27 protein-coding genes, 1 tRNA gene and 1 pseudogene are annotated in these 16397 nt (G+C 36.8%); 7 read left to right on the top strand and 22 right to left on the bottom strand.

The genetic code is table 11. The annotated features are described in order from the left end of the window. The 6 genes and pseudogenes from AKK44_RS01555 to AKK44_RS01525 all read right to left on the bottom strand — a co-directional run. Positions 1–195 (bottom strand): annotated as a pseudogene (locus tag AKK44_RS01555) (hypothetical protein); the annotation flags it as partial. Between the two features lie 195 nt (positions 196–390). Then, positions 391–702, bottom strand: a complete 312-nt coding sequence (locus AKK44_RS01545; RefSeq protein WP_054278212.1) for a DUF1372 family protein — start codon at positions 700–702, stop codon at positions 391–393. A 12-nt stretch (positions 703–714) separates the two neighbouring features. Further along, positions 715–936, bottom strand: coding sequence for a hypothetical protein (locus tag AKK44_RS01540; protein ID WP_054278211.1), 222 nt, complete (start codon positions 934–936; stop codon positions 715–717). Next, entirely contained in the window at positions 933–1331 is a 399-nt protein-coding gene (locus tag AKK44_RS01535; protein ID WP_054278210.1) for a RusA family crossover junction endodeoxyribonuclease, read from the bottom strand. The genes AKK44_RS01540 and AKK44_RS01535 overlap by 4 nt, the downstream gene beginning before the upstream one ends. A gap of 1 nt (position 1332) precedes the next feature. After that, a complete protein-coding gene (locus AKK44_RS01530) occupies positions 1333–1566 on the bottom strand; it encodes a hypothetical protein (protein ID WP_054278209.1) in 234 nt (77 codons plus the stop codon). Positions 1567–1839: 273 nt separating this feature from the next. Continuing rightward, a complete protein-coding gene (locus AKK44_RS01525) occupies positions 1840–4116 on the bottom strand; it encodes an AAA family ATPase (protein ID WP_054278208.1) in 2277 nt (758 codons plus the stop codon). 51 nt (positions 4117–4167) lie between these two features. Between AKK44_RS01525 and AKK44_RS01520 the strand changes: the two genes are divergently transcribed. After that, on the top strand, positions 4168–4419 hold the full coding sequence (locus AKK44_RS01520; RefSeq protein WP_054278207.1) for a hypothetical protein: 252 nt from the start codon (positions 4168–4170) through the stop codon (positions 4417–4419). Here the strand turns inward: AKK44_RS01520 and AKK44_RS01515 are convergent. The 11 genes from AKK44_RS01515 to AKK44_RS01470 form a co-directional block, all read right to left on the bottom strand. Beyond that, on the bottom strand, positions 4416–4610 hold the full coding sequence (locus AKK44_RS01515) for a hypothetical protein (RefSeq protein ID WP_054278206.1): 195 nt from the start codon (positions 4608–4610) through the stop codon (positions 4416–4418). The two genes, AKK44_RS01520 and AKK44_RS01515, sit on opposite strands and share 4 nt — an antisense overlap. 12 nt (positions 4611–4622) lie before the next feature. Further along, complete coding sequence (locus AKK44_RS01510) at positions 4623–6206, bottom strand: DEAD/DEAH box helicase (protein WP_054278205.1); 1584 nt, start codon at positions 6204–6206, stop codon at positions 4623–4625. After that, a complete protein-coding gene (locus tag AKK44_RS01505) occupies positions 6206–6808 on the bottom strand; it encodes a hypothetical protein (protein ID WP_054278204.1) in 603 nt (200 codons plus the stop codon). Before AKK44_RS01505 ends, AKK44_RS01510 begins: the two co-directional genes overlap by 1 nt. Before the next feature lie 20 nt (positions 6809–6828). Further along, positions 6829–7563 carry a hypothetical protein gene (locus AKK44_RS01500; protein ID WP_054278203.1) on the bottom strand — a complete coding sequence of 245 codons (735 nt, stop codon included), beginning with the start codon at positions 7561–7563 and terminating at the stop codon, positions 6829–6831. Between the two features lies 1 nt (position 7564). Next, a complete protein-coding gene (locus AKK44_RS01495; RefSeq protein ID WP_054278202.1) occupies positions 7565–7987 on the bottom strand; it encodes a hypothetical protein in 423 nt (140 codons plus the stop codon). A gap of 39 nt (positions 7988–8026) precedes the next feature. After that, positions 8027–9103, bottom strand: coding sequence for an ATP-binding protein (locus AKK44_RS01490; protein WP_054278201.1), 1077 nt, complete (start codon positions 9101–9103; stop codon positions 8027–8029). After that, the gene (locus tag AKK44_RS01485) at positions 9103–9303 is read right to left on the bottom strand and encodes a hypothetical protein (protein WP_054278200.1); all 201 of its coding nucleotides are present in this window, start codon (positions 9301–9303) and stop codon (positions 9103–9105) included. Before AKK44_RS01485 ends, AKK44_RS01490 begins: the two co-directional genes overlap by 1 nt. 13 nt (positions 9304–9316) lie before the next feature. Then, the gene (locus tag AKK44_RS01480) at positions 9317–10600 is read right to left on the bottom strand and encodes an AAA family ATPase (protein ID WP_054278199.1); all 1284 of its coding nucleotides are present in this window, start codon (positions 10598–10600) and stop codon (positions 9317–9319) included. Then, on the bottom strand, positions 10587–10832 hold the full coding sequence (locus AKK44_RS01475) for a hypothetical protein (RefSeq protein WP_054278198.1): 246 nt from the start codon (positions 10830–10832) through the stop codon (positions 10587–10589). The genes AKK44_RS01480 and AKK44_RS01475 overlap by 14 nt, the downstream gene beginning before the upstream one ends. Positions 10833–10976: 144 nt before the next feature. Next, positions 10977–11129 carry a hypothetical protein gene (locus AKK44_RS09050; protein ID WP_162490259.1) on the bottom strand — a complete coding sequence of 51 codons (153 nt, stop codon included), beginning with the start codon at positions 11127–11129 and terminating at the stop codon, positions 10977–10979. Position 11130: 1 nt separating this feature from the next. Further along, positions 11131–11412, bottom strand: a complete 282-nt coding sequence (locus AKK44_RS01470; protein WP_054278197.1) for a hypothetical protein — start codon at positions 11410–11412, stop codon at positions 11131–11133. An 86-nt stretch (positions 11413–11498) separates the two neighbouring features. Here AKK44_RS01470 and AKK44_RS01465 point away from each other — a divergent pair, with 86 nt between their 5' ends. Beyond that, positions 11499–11702 carry a hypothetical protein gene (locus AKK44_RS01465; protein WP_050315894.1) on the top strand — a complete coding sequence of 68 codons (204 nt, stop codon included), beginning with the start codon at positions 11499–11501 and terminating at the stop codon, positions 11700–11702. Here the strand turns inward: AKK44_RS01465 and AKK44_RS08995 are convergent, their stop codons facing one another. Beyond that, positions 11703–11858, bottom strand: coding sequence for a hypothetical protein (locus AKK44_RS08995; protein WP_154235342.1), 156 nt, complete (start codon positions 11856–11858; stop codon positions 11703–11705). A 60-nt stretch (positions 11859–11918) separates the two neighbouring features. Then, positions 11919–12086 (bottom strand): hypothetical protein, encoded by a 168-nt coding sequence (locus AKK44_RS01460; RefSeq protein ID WP_236686638.1) that lies wholly within the window; start codon positions 12084–12086, stop codon positions 11919–11921. Between the two features lie 76 nt (positions 12087–12162). Here AKK44_RS01460 and AKK44_RS01455 point away from each other — a divergent pair, with 76 nt between their 5' ends. Further along, positions 12163–12363, top strand: a complete 201-nt coding sequence (locus tag AKK44_RS01455) for a KTSC domain-containing protein (protein ID WP_002988329.1) — start codon at positions 12163–12165, stop codon at positions 12361–12363. Here the strand turns inward: AKK44_RS01455 and AKK44_RS09070 are convergent. Together AKK44_RS09070 and AKK44_RS01450 are read right to left on the bottom strand one after the other, a co-directional pair. Continuing rightward, entirely contained in the window at positions 12360–12509 is a 150-nt protein-coding gene (locus tag AKK44_RS09070; RefSeq protein ID WP_008088554.1) for a hypothetical protein, read from the bottom strand. The two genes, AKK44_RS01455 and AKK44_RS09070, sit on opposite strands and share 4 nt — an antisense overlap. Positions 12510–12539: 30 nt before the next feature. Next, positions 12540–12758, bottom strand: coding sequence for a helix-turn-helix domain-containing protein (locus AKK44_RS01450; protein ID WP_054278196.1), 219 nt, complete (start codon positions 12756–12758; stop codon positions 12540–12542). Between the two features lie 173 nt (positions 12759–12931). Between AKK44_RS01450 and AKK44_RS01445 the strand changes: the two genes are divergently transcribed. The 3 genes from AKK44_RS01445 (at position 12932) to AKK44_RS01435 (ending at position 15361) form a co-directional block, all read left to right on the top strand. After that, positions 12932–13699 carry a LexA family transcriptional regulator gene (locus tag AKK44_RS01445; RefSeq protein WP_054278195.1) on the top strand — a complete coding sequence of 256 codons (768 nt, stop codon included), beginning with the start codon at positions 12932–12934 and terminating at the stop codon, positions 13697–13699. 1 nt (position 13700) lies between these two features. Beyond that, positions 13701–14168, top strand: coding sequence for a hypothetical protein (locus AKK44_RS01440; RefSeq protein ID WP_054278194.1), 468 nt, complete (start codon positions 13701–13703; stop codon positions 14166–14168). 119 nt (positions 14169–14287) lie between these two features. Continuing rightward, positions 14288–15361, top strand: coding sequence for a site-specific integrase (locus AKK44_RS01435; RefSeq protein ID WP_054278193.1), 1074 nt, complete (start codon positions 14288–14290; stop codon positions 15359–15361). A 106-nt stretch (positions 15362–15467) separates the two neighbouring features. On the opposite strand, the gene AKK44_RS01430 is transcribed toward AKK44_RS01435, so the two are convergent. Further along, positions 15468–15538 (bottom strand) — tRNA-Cys (locus tag AKK44_RS01430). Between the two features lie 294 nt (positions 15539–15832). On the opposite strand from AKK44_RS01430, the gene ahpC reads away from it, so the two are divergent. Continuing rightward, positions 15833–16393, top strand: a complete 561-nt coding sequence (gene ahpC / locus AKK44_RS01425) for an alkyl hydroperoxide reductase subunit C (protein WP_037594097.1) — start codon at positions 15833–15835, stop codon at positions 16391–16393. Positions 16394–16397 lie beyond the last annotated feature (4 nt).

The raw sequence follows: 16397 nt of genomic DNA, 5'->3' as shown, positions 1-16397 counted from the left end.
AGAAACTTCTGGTTTTAACGATTCTTTTGCTTGCGACATGTCATACCCATCTAGTTTAATATCTTCTTTGTCTATAGTGTATATTAGCGACGACTTTATATATGTCAAGTCGTTGCCAAACATCAAATCACCATCACAATCAATAAAACCTCTAACCCAAACTTTATCGCCTTTTTTAAGTTCATTAATTTTCATTTTGTAATCCTTTCCTCAATCCATGTAATGTATAGACATAATAGAATAAGTAAAATTGAGTCTGCGTCATTGCCGTTTACTTTACCTAAAAATACTATTTCTAACTGTTTCCAAACCCAATCAATGACAATGAAGTGAAAAATATAAGTTAGTATAAAACTAAATTTCCCATTAAACGTTACTCTCATAAAAATTTCAATCCCCCCTCTTCAAAACATAGCTTGGCACTTTATCGCCAACATGGAAAACTTCCGCCTCTGCGTCGTTCAGTAAAAACTTTCCGTATCCAGGGACAGTGATCTCGTTACCATCTTTAGCACTGATATAGCCAACACCGCCGACAGAATCGGCTGTGTAGCGTACTGGCAGTTTGCTGATTTTCTCTTCAAGAATCGCAAGTTTTTGGTTTGTTTTGTTAATTTGATAGACCATAAACGCTGGGACAATCGTCAGATTAATCAGCACGATGCAATCACCGATTTTTTTAAAGACATTCTTTATTTTCATTTCTACACCTCTTTAGCCTACTTTTGCTTTTCCTTCCAACCATTCCCAAATGAGATGAAATTGCCCATTAATTAGCGAGTCATTGTTATAACTATCACAAATCTCTACAATGGAATGGTTAGCCCACAGCCAGTAAGCCTCTGTATTGAATCCAACTTCTTTCATCTTTTGATTACTTTCACGCATCCATTTCGGGACCACTCGTTCAAAAAAATCAATATAATCAATTTTCATAATTGTTCGACCTTCACATAAATACCTACATTATCTGCCCAAAATTTTTCGATAATTTCGCTTGCGACTTGTGCATCATCATGCCAAAAACCTAACTCTGTCATACAATCCTTTGGCAATTTATTGAGATTGTCAGTATCTGGCTTAGTATCTTTGTACTGTCCATTAGATGCTTTTTTTATTTTAGGAAACAACCATTTTATCGTTAATCTAAGTGGACCGCTAAGAGCTTCTTCAGGAGTATATTTCGCAAACCTACTCATGAACATTGCTCGAGCTTCCTTCAGCGAATCCGGTTCATAAAACTGCGGCTTACCATTCACCACACGAACCTTCTTTTGTTGGTGTGTCGTTGTAGGTATTTTTTTCATCGGAATAAAAAATTCAATATTCATATTACTCCCAATCTTCCACACCAGACCATGTACCTGTTTCTGAATTGTATTTAACATAGCCTGCACTTTTTAGTTGAGCAAATGTCCATTCAAGTAAATCAGGCTGTTCGGAAACCCACCTCAACACTTCTGATCGTTCATGATTGTAATCATTACATGGTAATTTATGGTACAAAGGTGGCATGTATTTACCAACCTCTAATTTCTTTGACCTAACTTTTTTACTTCTAAGCATTTTTACCTCATTTCCAATTTGTGTGTTTTATGTGCGCCTTTGTCAAAGATGAGACAAAGGATAAAGGGGCAGGACTTACAGCCCCTTTTCCTTTTCTCTTTGACTTTTGACGAAGGAAAAACAATCCTATTACGACTTTTAAGTCTATACTCTTTTCTTTCGTGAAATTAACTAGTATTTTTCTTGTTTTTCTAAAATTAAACAGAAAAGAAATTAACTAGTATTTTTCTTGTTTTAGAAAAGAAAATAACATAATTTTTCTTTAGAATTCTTCTAGTTATTTTCTTTCTTTTCTGTTTCTTTGTTATCAGAAATTTGGAACACAATACCTTTTTTGACATCGTAACCATCATGTTCTTTGATATAATTTTCAACACTCTTATTTGATTTTAAGTCCAAATATTCACGAATTTCTTGGACTGTAACTGGTGTTGAACCATCGAATAAAGCACTATATGCAGTCTCAAGTTTTTGGTTCCGTTCTTTGAGATTCTCTTCTTTACTTTTCCTAGCCTCTTTTGCTTTTTGCCAAAGAGGTTTGTTATCTTCCAACTGGATGTCAGCTAACACACCGGTTGTATCAACTTCATGAACGGGATAAGTAAACCACATATTGACAGGTTGGAATTTTGCGAATTCACGTAGCGTTCCCTCAACTCTCCAACCTGTACTGATTTCAATAGCGTGTTGGACTTTTTTTATTTCTTGCAAATAGGGTTGTTTAACCATGATATCTGAGATACCTTTGTCAAAATGTTGTTGCATTTGATAGCGGCTTTCTAAGTCATCTAACGTTACTTCCTGTTGATAGTAAGCTAAATTCTTTTCTTTCAAAGCTTTTTGATAAATTTTAGCGGTCGCTTTATCTGATCGTGTTTTAATTAATTCATCGGTCAAATCTAGCTCTACCAAGTCAATTAAAGCGTCAGGATCTCGAGCAAATACTCCTGAACCACTAGCGCGGTCCATGGATTTTTTCCCGCCTTGGCTCCCCTTAGAGTGATGGTGACAGTAAATAACGCTACAGCCAAGCTCGGTAGCCACTTTGTCAAATTGATTGGTAAAGTGTGCCATTTGATCAGCAGAGTTTTCGTCACCAGTCAAAACCTTGTAAATTGGGTCAATAATAACTGCTTGGTAATTCTTTTTAAGACTTCGACGGATTAGCTTTGGTGCTAACTTATCCATTGGCACTGTTTTCCCTCGCAAATTCCAAATGTCGATATTAGCTACATTTGTAGGAGGTAATCCCATCGCTTTGTAAACATCTTTAAAACGGTGAAGTGCAGATGGTCTATCCAATTCAAGATTGACGTATAATACTTTACCTTGTTCGCACTGCCAGCCTAGCCACTTTTTGCCTTCAGCAAGCGCAATAGATAGTCCAATTAACGCAAATGACTTACCTGCTTTAGAAGGACCTGCAATAAGCATCTTGTGTCCTTGTCGCAGCACACCTTTTATCAGTTCTGGTGCTAGTTCAGGAAGATTATCCCATTCATCTGCTAGTCCTTCTGGATCTGGTAAGTCATCGTTTAGATCTTCAATCCATTGATACCACTCCTCGTAATTCGTCTTACCAATGTTGGTGTCAATCAAGAACTGCTTGTGACCATCCCTTGTGATTCCAGGCATACGTGACAACCGACTGGGATTTCGATTTTGAGTGTCGATTTCAAGACCGTTCTTTTTACAGATTTGATAGATATAATCTACACGTTTACGATATTCCTGATAGTCTCTAGCATCAACTTTTACAATAGCGTGTAATGATTTCTTACCACTGTGGGTTAACGTTGCGATGGGTAATTCTAACTCTTTAAAGAGCGCATATTGTTTACCAAGCTGCATCGTGTCAGATTCAACCAGCGCATATCTAAAATCAGTAACATTATCGTTTTTAACTCCGTTACCGTCCAACGGATTGAACCGAATCCAAGCACCTGCCTCCTCTTTGTAGTCTCCGAAAACTGCTCCGATATCATTTGGATTTTTTTGAAGTTCTTGGATTAACTGACCTGCTGTCCTATCGTAAGCACCTTTGGTTGGTTTATAGATAATTTCTCCGTTATCTAAAGTTATAGGGTAAGTCTCTGTGACATATCCTACGCGGTCAGTAGATTCAAAAAGAGTGTCAATGTAAGTAATTAAATCTTGTACTGGATTCCAATTTTTAGGTTCTTGAATTTCTTTTGATTCAACCCAATTCTTATCGATAATCTTGTAATCACGATCAATTGTCGAATCCCAATCTAACTCATGTGATTCATCGTTTGTGCGATATTCTGACACCCATCCATTCTCTTTTGCTAGTTGTGTGATAGTCGCACCAGTAATAGTTCCAAGTCCGTTGCCTTGGAAACTATCCCATTTAGCAAAACATTCTCCTTTTTTATATCTGCTGTCTGATTGAGACCAAGTATCCCAATCCATCGCAGTGTATCCTTCGTGTTTAAGGGCCATTCCTACTTGGACCCATGTTTGATAATCCACCGTGGCAGGATTGATATAATCCAGCAACGGTAGCAAATTAAAATCATTCTCTGCCATGTTTTCCTTTCTTTGTCTGATATAATTAACTAATGAAAGGAGGTTAATTATATGCCTGAAATTAAAGTTACTTTTTCAGATGGTTCTATTGTTATTTTTCATGAAGAACAAAGTTTTCAAAGTGTAGTTAAATCAAATGATGCTATGTCTTTATCAAAAATATATTCATTATGGAACCATGTTCACGATGGATTAGTTCCTAGTTTCTTAGAATTGATTGCTAACTCACAATTTTTCTTCGATTTAGAAAATCCTGGAACTTACTTCTCATCAAATGCGATTGTTAAAATTGAAGTAATTTAATTAATTTTGCTATTTAAGGCATATTCACCGATTTTGTCTTGAATAGCTTTTTTAATTACTTGGCCTAACTCTGTAAGAGATGCAATCTTATTAACATACAAAATGGCATCAGCGTATGTATCAGATTTTTCGATAGCCTCTTTTACAAAATCATTAATAAATTTTTCAATTTGTTCATTCATATTTTCCATTTATTTTGTCTCCTATTCAGGTTGGTATTCTCTAGCTACAATGCCACGAGGTAACCGCCAGCCGTTCGCAGCAATACGATTAATCATGTTTGATGCTACTTCAAATTTCCACATGCCCACATTTTTGAAACCATATCGCTCTAGCATTCGGATTTGTTTTGGTGTTGTTAAGCCGGTCTCTCTCCTCTTGGCTAGTCGTTCTAATAACTTAGTAGCTTTTCCTGCATTTCCAATCTCGTCTGTAAAAATACCAAATTTTTCTAAGGCATTTTTTTGCTTGTCGGATACTGGTGCCATTTCCCATCCAAATTCTGGTACGTAATCCACCAAGTCTTCAGCGTTGATTGACATTTCGAACTGCAATGGATCAACCAACGCTCTTTTGCGTTTGCGCATTTCAGCTAATTGTTTCGCTAAGGCCTCTTCTCGTTCTGCCACGACATCTTTACTAGCTACTTCCTCAGCTTCCAACAATTCAAAAGCTACTTCAGTCTCCTCAGTCATGTTCTCGACCATTTTTTGAGCAACTTCTGGTGTCTTTGCAATCAAATGCGCTGGTCTACATAGCTCGTGACGCTCTGTGTGCCAAAGGAAGTCTAGTAGTAAGAGATTTTCCTTACCTGGCGCTAGACGTGTTCCACGCCCTACCATTTGGCTATAAAGAGCTCTTACTTTTGTAGGTCTTAAAACAACCACACAATCGACTGTTGGACAATCCCATCCTTCTGTTAAAAGCATAGAATTACAAAGAACGTTGTACTTATCTTTGTCAAAATCATCTAATATTTCACCGCGATCTTTAGATTCACCATTGATTTCTGCTGCTTTGAAACCTTTTTGATTTAAAATGTCGCGAAATTTTTGAGAAGTTTTAACTAATGGCAAAAATACAACTGTTTTGCGATTAGAGCATTGCTTAACCATTTCATCAGCAATTTGTTCAAGATATGGATCTAGAGCTGTTCCTATTTCACTCGCTTTGAAGTCGCCAGACTGTTGCCCAACAGATGATAAATCAAGATTTAACGGAATAGTAACTGCTGTTATTTTCGATAAGTATCCTGACTTTATCGCATCAACTAGTGAGTATTCGTAAGCCAAACTATCAAAATATTTACCTAAATTTTGTTTATCCCCCCGGTCAGGTGTTGCCGTCACTCCCAAAACATTACTACTATTAAAGTGTTGAAGCACTCTTTGGTAACCGTCAGAGATGGCATGATGGGCCTCATCAATAATAATTGTGTCAAAATGATTTTCAGGGAATTGTTTCAAACGTTTCTCTCTTTGCATCGTTTGAACGGACCCAACAACAACTCGAAACCACGAACCTAAAGAAGTGTTTTCAGCTTTTTCTACGGCTGTTTTCAGTCCTGTCGCTGTCATCAACTTGTCGCTAGCTTGTTCCAAAAGCTCTGATCTATGAGCTAAAACTAGAACGCGTTCACCTCGTCGTACCCTGTCCTCGATAATTTTCGAAAAGACAATCGTCTTACCACAGCCTGTGGGGAGGACAAGAAGCGTCCTCTTCTTGCCATCTTCCCATTCATGCTGCACTGCCGACCTCGCCTCTTCTTGGTAAGGTCTAAGTTTCATTAAAATCCTCCCCAGTTACCTTGAGCTTGTTGTTGATTTTGCATTGGCTGTTGTTGTGGCGCTTGATTTTGAGTAGGTTGCTGATACTGTTGCTGTGGTGCTGTCTGCTGAACAGATTGTGCTGATTGGTTTGCGTTTAATACTTTTGTCCAGTTCACTTCGTCAGCATAAATCATTGATTTAACATTGTCGTATTCTTTATCAGCGTATTGTCCAGTTCCTTTGCGCTTGTTGATGCGTGCGACACCCTTTGATCCGATAACAGTGTTCCAGTTCATCTTGAGAGGTTCGCCATGTTTCTTTTGACCAATTGCCCCAAAGAAAGCTGATAGCATACCTTCTGTCGAAGTATGTAGGAACAAATTGTGTGTTAATTGAGCGATTCCCTCAGCTGTTTCAATTTGAATTGTGATAATAGCCTTGTTACAAGCAGGCAATTTCCCTGGATTTTGTGCGTTTGGTGTATGACGTGCACGTTCCATGTTCGTAACAGTAAATTGATAGTCTCCCGGCGTCAATGAAACGTATTGTAAGCCATCTTGTGAGATTTCATCATCCCATCCAAGTTCGCGTTCAAAGTTGTTATTAAATTGTTGTGTCATGATATTTCTCCTGTTTTCTATTAAGCTAAAATTGTAATGTTAGTTTGATTAGCAAGTGCTTCTTTTAAGTAGTTAGCAATATTATTGATAGCATCTAAGCGCCACTTTCCTCCGTCTGCTTCGAACAAAGCCATATTAGCAAATTGATTAATGCGGAAAATGAACTCGCTTGAAGGTTGTTCTACTTCAGAAAATGTGCGGTATGGGCGTAATGTAACTGGGTTTGGCGCTTTAGCTTTTGCAAGGCTTGCCACGCCTTGTTTAATTGTGGCAGTTTGACCAATGCCATCATCAACAATTTCTGAACCGTTTTCGATTTTTAATGCACTAGCAAATTCAATAACTGTGTTACGATCGTCAGCATTAACGAATAATGACTGCAGACTAATATTAAAGTCTGAAGGGGATTCGTAGCGACCAAATTGAACATTTGGAATAATTGCTTCCACAGTTACTAAAACATTTCGATTAAGTTCATCATCGTCTTCTTCACAAACAATAACTTCACGAGGGCCTTCTACAATGACCATAAGACGCTTGGAATTAATATTGTTCATATCTGATTTAAGATAATCAATCAAACTGTCAAGCGTGTTTAAAATTAAGTTTTTTGGATAATGTCTAGTTTTGAGTTCGACCAAAGAATATTTGTTGCGATCATAATACTCTTTGCCATCATTACCCAATATAGTCTCAGGCCTGTGGTGAGCTGTATTTACTGCATACTCCAAAGCTTCTTTAATATTTTCTGACATATTAGTTACCTACTTTCTTTTGTTTATTAAAATCAATGACATCTTCGTTAATGCCTCTTTCAAGGTCATCAATCGGCTGCCCAATATCTGTTCGTAAAATTGCTTCTTCATCAAAATATGTTTGACCAGGGATTTTGCTTTTAAGTTCATTAGCATACACTTTGCCATCTTTTTGACCGACAAGCACAGTGGTGGCTACACCTGTTTGTGGTGCCAATGTTGACTTAACTTCCATTGATGTACTAACAACCTCTCGTGTTTCGTCAGAAGTCATTGTTAGTGTGATGGTTAATTTCCGTTTTGTCTTAATATCAGTGTTAGGATCTAGAATATTATCAAACACTTTTTCAAGTTCCTTATCTACCTTTTCTTGTAGACCACCTTCACCAATCGCTGACAAATTTAATTTGATTGTTTTATCCATTCTTTGTTATACCTCGCTATTATTTTTAATTCCCAAAAACTACGCCCCCTCCACAGTAAAGGGTATATCTGCAGATTCTCTTACTTGTGTCTTGATCACATCGAGAGTCGCATTCCAGTTCGCTACAATCATATTCCAATAATCAGATGGGAAGTTTTCGATTGGCGTACCCATTGGGAAGTGCCCTCGAATGTAAGCTACTTTTACCAACTCATCCGCTGTCACGTTCTCAGGTACCATCAAATCTTTGATAGCTTGTGGCAAAGTTTCTGGTAAGGATACTTGGGGATTACTTGTTGCCAATTGATCATTTACTGTCGGCTGTGACGTTTGTTGAATTGTTTCCATTTTGGAAATAGTTGGTTGAGAAATATTGTCGTTTTCTGTGGCAGTCACACTGTTAAATATATGTGCGATACCAGCATAATCAAGTGGCATTTCATCAGGCAGTCCATGTCTATTTTTAGCATCCCACGCTGGATGGTGTTGAGTATATAGAACTCGAGCACCCCCTGTTGCTTTTTTCTTTTTAGTTTCACTTGTCATTACGACTGTTTTGTAATTCGCAAACAAAACCATATCAGACCATTCTTTGACCAAAGGAGCTGTTTGAGAGCTAGTCTTTTTACCAAGCTTCAGCTCCCAACGATCATAAGCTCCCATCTCGTCTGGTTGTTCAAATTTACGCATTTGAGCATGCGCAGTGAGAACCACATTGATACCAACCTCTATTAAATCTTGAAGCATATTGAGAAAACGACCGACTTCTTCCTTTGTGTATGTATAACCATTTCCCCAACCGAAATCTTCAATGCCCTTTTTACCATGCTGGGCGCAGACATCTTCAACAATTAGGCTTTCTGCCCAGTCAATAGTATCAATGACTAATGTTTTGCAACTGGTAGGATTGGCTTTAACCCAAGCGATTTGATTTTTTAACATAGTGTAGCTTGCTGGCTTATCCATGCGAGCTACATCCATATTATCTGTTGATCCTTCTGTATCAATAAATAACGGTTCAGGAAATTGAGCCGCAAAGCTAGACTTACCAATCCCTTCTGGGCCATAAATGATAACACGTTGAGCCCTTGCACGTTTTCCTCTTGTGATTTGCATTAATCTTCCTCCGTATTAATATTCAATATATATTTAGTAGTTACTTTTCCATCAGATGTTTTTGTGTTAATTATTTCAAGCAACATATCATTATTATTTTTGGGATTTATTAATTTCATAGAAATGAGCAGAAACAACTCTCCCCACATCTGTTTTTCTTTAGGTAATGAATAGATAAAACTTGTAATCTGTCTATTCATTTTTCACTCCCTTCTAAAAATTCCAAGTTTTGGATTGAACCATCGATTGATGTTTTTCATTCTCGATTGAGTAGCCATCTTCGATAATGATTGCACATTCCTCACCAGTAGATACTCTAGTAGCAATAGCTTGAAGTCCTTCTTGTTCTAACCATTGACTAAATTGTGCAAGTGTGATGTTGTCCATCTGCTCAAGTTTGTCGATTAAGACAAAGCCACATTCCGGTTTCAATTTGCGTACAATAGCTGTGGCAACCATAAGTTGTTGACTACCTGACATGTTGTCCCACTCTTGACCGAGATATAATAACTTACCATCATCGACTGATAGCCCATCAAGTGGTAAGTCTGCATTAGTTAATAAGTCACGTTTTTCTTTACGAACAGAATCAATTTGTCCAGTCAATTCATTGTATTTTTCACGATGTTGTTTTGCATCTTCTTCCGCTTTTTCTTTATCGAGATTAGCTCTAACTTTACGATTGATTTCATCAATTTGAGCAATGTTTTCTTCGATTTCTGCAGTTGATTCATCATGCAAATCCATAGCGTTAGTATTTGCAATTTTTAAGTCTTCACTTAATTTATTTGTCTTAGCTTCAGCTTCAGCAAGTAACTTTCTTAAACGATCAACTTCTAAGTTGGATTGTTCGTAATCATAACGAATACGCTCAACATTTTGACGCTTGGCTGCATTATCTCCATTTTTTGCTAAGATGGTTTGTTGTTGTTGGATAAGTTCCGATATGGAAATAAGTTGCTTAGGCGCGTCTGGATAACATGTCATCTCTTTTGCAAATTTTTCTTTTTGATCAGCAATTACACCAATCGTATGCCTCTGATTGTAGATTTCTTTTTCTTTTAATTCCAGCTCAGCCAGTTGATTACCAACGCCGATAATTTCAAGCAAAACATCTGCTTTTTCTTTAGGTGTTCCATCCATAAATTTAGGCAAGTTAATAGCTAATTCTTCTACAAAACTATCTAATAATTGTTGCCCACCTTTTTGACCGTCAGGGTCAATGACTTTAAGACTAGCGTTTTTTCCTTTTCGCTCAACGATAAGTCCATTTGACATCGTTATTTTTAGCGTAGGCGGTACTTGTGAACCATCTCTCATCGCTTGACTAGGCTTATACTTATTACCACCCAATGCCCAAGCGATTGAATCTAAAACACTCGTCTTCCCTTGGTTATTGTTACCTCCAATAATTGTTAAACCCTTTGCAGACGGTTCAACCTTAACGGCTTTTATTCGCTTAACATTTTCTATTTCTAGTTTGTTAATTGTTACCATTGTTGAAATCCTCGTTTCCTATAGTAAATTTAAAAACTTCAATTGTTTTTGTTTCTGCTGTTAGTTCACTATTTTCTAAAGCATAGCCCAACAAAGCGTTAGTTAGACTTGTTAGGGTATAACCACATTTATCTGCAATTTCAGCAATTTCGTTATAAATCTCTATATCACATCCGATACGTCCGTAGCCATTTTGTTGAGCTCCAATTTTTGTTTTTGCTATTCTTGTCATTTGTTCCAGGCCTCCTTAATTTCTCGTTGATCTTTCTCATCCAGTTCAGCAATGCACCTATCGAGCGTAGTTTGCAAAATATATCTATTTTTTATGATGATATCTAATAATTTTGCTTTTTTGATTGCAATATCTGAATCTGCTTCATATCACTGTATTTCCTAAGTTGTGTCTTTTGTTATATGCGTCACGACTTTTCTGCCATCCGTTTTTTTCAATAGTCCAATCAGGACGGTTTTTTTGTTTTGGTTTTGCAAAAATAAAGTCAAATAATTTAATAAAGTCAAATAATTTCATGTTATACTCCTGTTTTCATGTAATTTTTGTGATACCACTCAATGACTAAATCTCGTGGGTATTTTTCCCTTCCACCTGTTTCGATACGTGGAAAATTTTTGTGGCTATTAAATCTTGCATCAAATGTTGTTGGATCAACTCCAAACATCTTACTTACTTGCTTTTTATTGAGCTCTAGTGGATAAATTTCTGTTTCGTGATTGATCATTTTCATGACTTTGATTTTGCGCTCTATCAGCCCTGCCTCAAATTCATCTAGCATTTGTAATAATCTGCTATCCATGATAAAATTACCTCATAAATGTTATTGTTTAGTCCGATTCCCGTCGGACTTTTTTTGATATAATCATCTCGAGAGGAGGTGATTATATGAAACGATATATTATCGAACAACTAGCAAATGAAACTGATACCATTACAATCATGTTCACAAATGGTAAGCAACACACATTCTGCCAAGTTGCAAATGAGTGCCCTGATAATCCAAATATTATTGAACTGAAACTATCAGACGCTCAATACATCGTTTTGGTCAATCTCGACCAAGTCACGTACATAAGTCACCATAGTTGATTACAATTCTGTTAACGACTTATACGCCTTTAAAAGCTCTGCGACTGCTGCAACAGACGCGGGGTCTTTTTTATCTGCAACGTCTAAGACACTGTTTACATAAACAGAAGACTTCGTCCTTACTATTTTTATTTCTTCTGAAAATTTTGTCACCATATTGATTTTCTCCTTTTGTAGTTTTGCTCAAATATACTGTTAATCTTGCAAAGTTAATACTTAGCTCATCATACTTTGCAGCTCTCGAAATGGTTCGACACTATCACGAGTAGCTTCAACAATCTGACGACTAAAATCAGATAGCTCTTCTTTAGACATCGGTCTCAAACTGATGTCTTTTGTTTTTCCATTTTTCTTTCCGCTATACGGATATCGTTTTGGTCTCATGTGGTTTTCCTTTCTATCTGTTTAGTTCCCTCTCCGTGATATAATAAATCTATCATTACGGAAAGGAGGATAAGTTATGCAACGTCAATACGTTTCATCTAGTAACGTCCGAAGTGTTGGTTGGGAAAATAACACTTTGGAAGTTGAGTTTAATAATGGTTCTATTTACCATTATCACAATGTAAGCCAAACGGAATACCGTTCTGTTCTGGTTGGGTCTGTTGGCTCAAATATCCATAGATTAGCTAAGATACACACTTATACACGTATTGTCTAATCTAGCAGAGTTCCACTCACTGGGTGGAACTCTTTTGTTTCCACCAGCTGAATACCATCCACCGTGATAATAATCTTGCTATGTAAACACGTCTTTGCTAGAAATTCCGATCCAACTTCTAGTTGTTTGATTAAATCTTCTGGCATATTTTTCTCCCTTCGTTAGTTTCGTTCTCTTTAGTGAACACTATCTGTAAAAAAAATTCCTATTTGATCTTTTGAAAATCCTAAGATGTGAACTACTTTCGCCAATTCGTCAGCATCAAATGAAACAATTCCATTTTCACGTTTCGCATAACGTGCCCTATCAGACCAACCCATCTGCTCAGCCATATAGTCTTGGGTATAACCTTTTGCTATTCTTTCGGCTTTAACTCGTAAATAGTCAACTCCCATAAAAATCCTCCTCTCATTGTATTGCGATTTGTTCTCTCAAGTGAACAATTTTAGTTTACAACTTTTGTTCTTTATTGTCAACAAATAAATCAAAAAAAGTTTAAAAAGTTTTTTCAGGGGTTTTTGTTGTGCTTTTTAGGGAACGGTGGTATAATTCTTTTAAGGAGTGAAATATGCGAACTAATGAAGAAATCATCACAATTATTGATGAACTAAGAAAAGAAAAGAGGCTATCTATCAGCGAGTTAGCAAGACAGGTAGGGATGGCTAAGTCTGGACTATCAAGATATTTCAATAGGACAAGGGGATTCCCCCTTGATAGAGCGAACGATTTCGCTAAAGTTCTAGGAGTAACTCCTGAATTTTTACTAGGGGTACAACCTATTAATAGCGAAGATAAAATCACTACGACAGAAATATCTAATCAACCTGAAATCGTTTCTATATATGAAAAACTAGAACAACCTAGACAAGAAAAAGTCCTCAACTTCGCTAACGAACAATTAGAAGAACAAAATAAAGTTGTTTCTATGTTCGATAAAAAGCTTGAGGAAGAGGATTATATCAATGATTATGTCGAGGGTCTTGTTGCGGCAGGTAACGGTACTTTTCAAGAAGACAACCTACATATGGAAGTTAGATTGCGTGCTAGTGATGTTCCTGAAGAATATGATACTATTGCAAAAGTAGCTGGCGATTCAATGGAACCACTTATTCAAGACAACGATTTGCTATTCATTAAGGTATCTAGTCAAGTCTATATGAATGATATAGGGATATTCCAAGTCAATGGAAAAAACTTTGTAAAAAAACTCAAACGTGATTATGACGGCGCTTGGTACTTGCAAAGTTTAAATAAGAGTTATGAGGAAATTTATCTTTCAGAGAACGACGACATCCGCACGATCGGGGAAGTCGTAGATATTTACAGGAAGAGTTGATATGAAAAGAATACTTAAATCAGGAGTTATTTTATTAGCAGCATTATTTTTGGTTTCATGCACTAAAAATAACACGGATACTCAAAAGCCTAAAGAAGTAAAATCTTCAACGATCAAAGCTAAAAAAGACAACGCTTCCCCAAAAAAAGATAAAGATTATCCTGTATTGATAGAGTTTGCCCAAACGGTACAAAAGTGGCTAAACTACCCTAAAAACGTGGGAGCGACATCAGTTATAGATGCTAAAGGCGAAAAACTTATAGTTACTATAGATGCCGAGCTTTCTAATACGTCGGAAGATGGACTTTTGCAGGTAGCTAAAAAAGTTCAAGAAATCAGGGATAACGTGCATGAGACTTATACAACAACAAACGAAAATCTCAAACCCCCTTTACTGGTAATAAAAGATAAGACCAATAAAGCTTATGTTACAGAAAGTGAAGATGGAACGCTTACTGTAGACAAATAAAAAAAGCCCCACGCTCAAATTTTGGTAGAGGAGAGCGTGAGGCAAAATCGTATAAGAAAAAAGCATTAAAAGGCTCGTTTTCTTATACCCATTTTAACATAGAAATGAGGTATTTTACAATGGCGAAATTTAGAAAGCGTGGGAGTAAATGGTCTTACCGTATTTACTACACAGATACTCAAGGTGAAAAGAGAGAAAAAACCAAAGGTGGTTTCAAGACAAAAGCTTTGGCTACTGCAGCCGCAATCAAAGCCGAAGCTGAACTAAATAAAGATATTAATATTGATGATATGTCACTTTATGATTTTTGCAAGGATTGGGCAGAAATTTACAAACGCCCACACGTCGTCGATAAAACTTGGGAAACTTACACTAAAAACCTTAAGCATATCAAAAAATATTTTGGTAACATAAAACTTACCAAAGTGACACACACCTTTTACCAAATGAAAATAAACGAATTCGCAAGTAAATATGCCCAAGAGACGCTTGAAAAATTTCACTATCAAATTAAAGGAGCTGTTAATGTTGCCGTTCGCGATGGTTTGATTAAGACAAATTTTGCTGAAGGTGCGATTGTAAAATCTCAAAAAGAAGCTAGAGCAAAAGAGTTTGATTTCCTTGAAGAAGATGAATATCTTAATCTAATCAAAGTCACTTACGAGAAATACCAGTATGTTTCCTATTTTACTTTATACATCATAGCAGTAACTGGATTGCGATTTGCTGAGGCAACCGGAATAACTTGGGGAGACATAGACTTTGAGAAGGGGTTTATAGATATTAATAAATCGTTTGATTATTCAAAAACTCAGCAATTCAAAGAAACAAAAAACGAGCAATCAAAAAGACAAATTCCTATTGATCGACAGACTATAAAGTTACTCAAAGAGTTTAAAGAAAACTATTATAAAGAAAATAGACTAAATAGGGTGCTCTACGGAGCTTCTAACTCCCTATGCAATAGATTAGTTAAAAAAATCGTTGGACGACCTGTGCGCAATCACTCTCTACGTCATACTTACGCATCTTTTTTGATTTTAAAGGGCGTTGACTTGATATCTATATCTCAGTTACTCGGGCACGAGAATTTGAATATTACGCTTAAGGTATATGCTCATCAGCTAGATAAACTCAAAGAGAAAAACAATCAGGCGATAAAAAACATCTTCGGAAATTTGACCGATTTTTGACCGACTTTATTTCTTTTTTTCTCTTTTTTTATCCTGTCATTAAAAATAAAAACCTTGATTTAACAACGTTTTTAAGAAGTTAATCAAGGTTTATTTTGTATATAAAAGGCGGTAGACGGATTTGAACCGACGATCAAGCTTTTGCAGAGCCGTGCCTTACCACTTGGCTATACCGCCATAACATAGATTATTTTACCCTAATTTATACCATCCGTCAAGACAAATTTATCAATCGCTTGCATAAACCTTGTGGCGCTTTAAAGCCAAAACCTAATCCCACATTTATTATCTGACAATATCATTTGACTTTGCTCCGCTATTTAGAATGGTTTTAAATAATGTGATTCTTTTCACAGTTGAATTATCTGAAAAAGTCATTAAAAACCCAAGCAAATCAACGGTTTTCAAGTGGACATTATCTGCTACTTATCATATAATACAGATATAAAACATTAATAAGGAGGACATCATATGTCTTTAGTAGGAAAAGAAATCGCTGAATTTTCAGCACAAGCCTTCCAAAACGGAAAATTCATCACTGTTACAAGTGAAGACCTTAAAGGTAAGTGGGCCGTTGTCTGCTTCTACCCAGCTGACTTCACTTTCGTTTGTCCAACAGAACTTAGTGACTTACAAGAACAATACGAAACACTCCAATCACTTGGGGTTGAGGTTTACTCTGTTTCCACAGATACACACTTCGTCCACAAAGCATGGCACGACCACTCAGAAGCTATTAGCAGCATCACTTATGCAATGATTGGTGACCCATCTCATGCTATTTCAGAAGCCTTTGATGTTCTTGGCGAAGACGGTCTCGCACAACGTGGTACTTTCATCATTGACCCAGAAGGGGTTATCCAAATGATGGAAGTTAACGCTGATGGTATCGGACGTGACGCAAGCAGTCTTATCGATAAAATCCGTGCAGCTCAATACGTTCGCACACATCCAGGTGAAGTTTGCCCAGCAAAATGGAAAGAAGGGGCTGAAACCCTAACTCCTAGCCTTGACCTTGTTGGTAAAATTTAATCAC

It is taken from the genome of Streptococcus phocae (assembly GCF_001302265.1).
Lineage (GTDB): Bacteria > Bacillota > Bacilli > Lactobacillales > Streptococcaceae > Streptococcus > Streptococcus phocae.
Note: the sequence above shows the minus strand (reverse complement) of the source record. Positions and strands in the feature narration are given on the sequence as shown.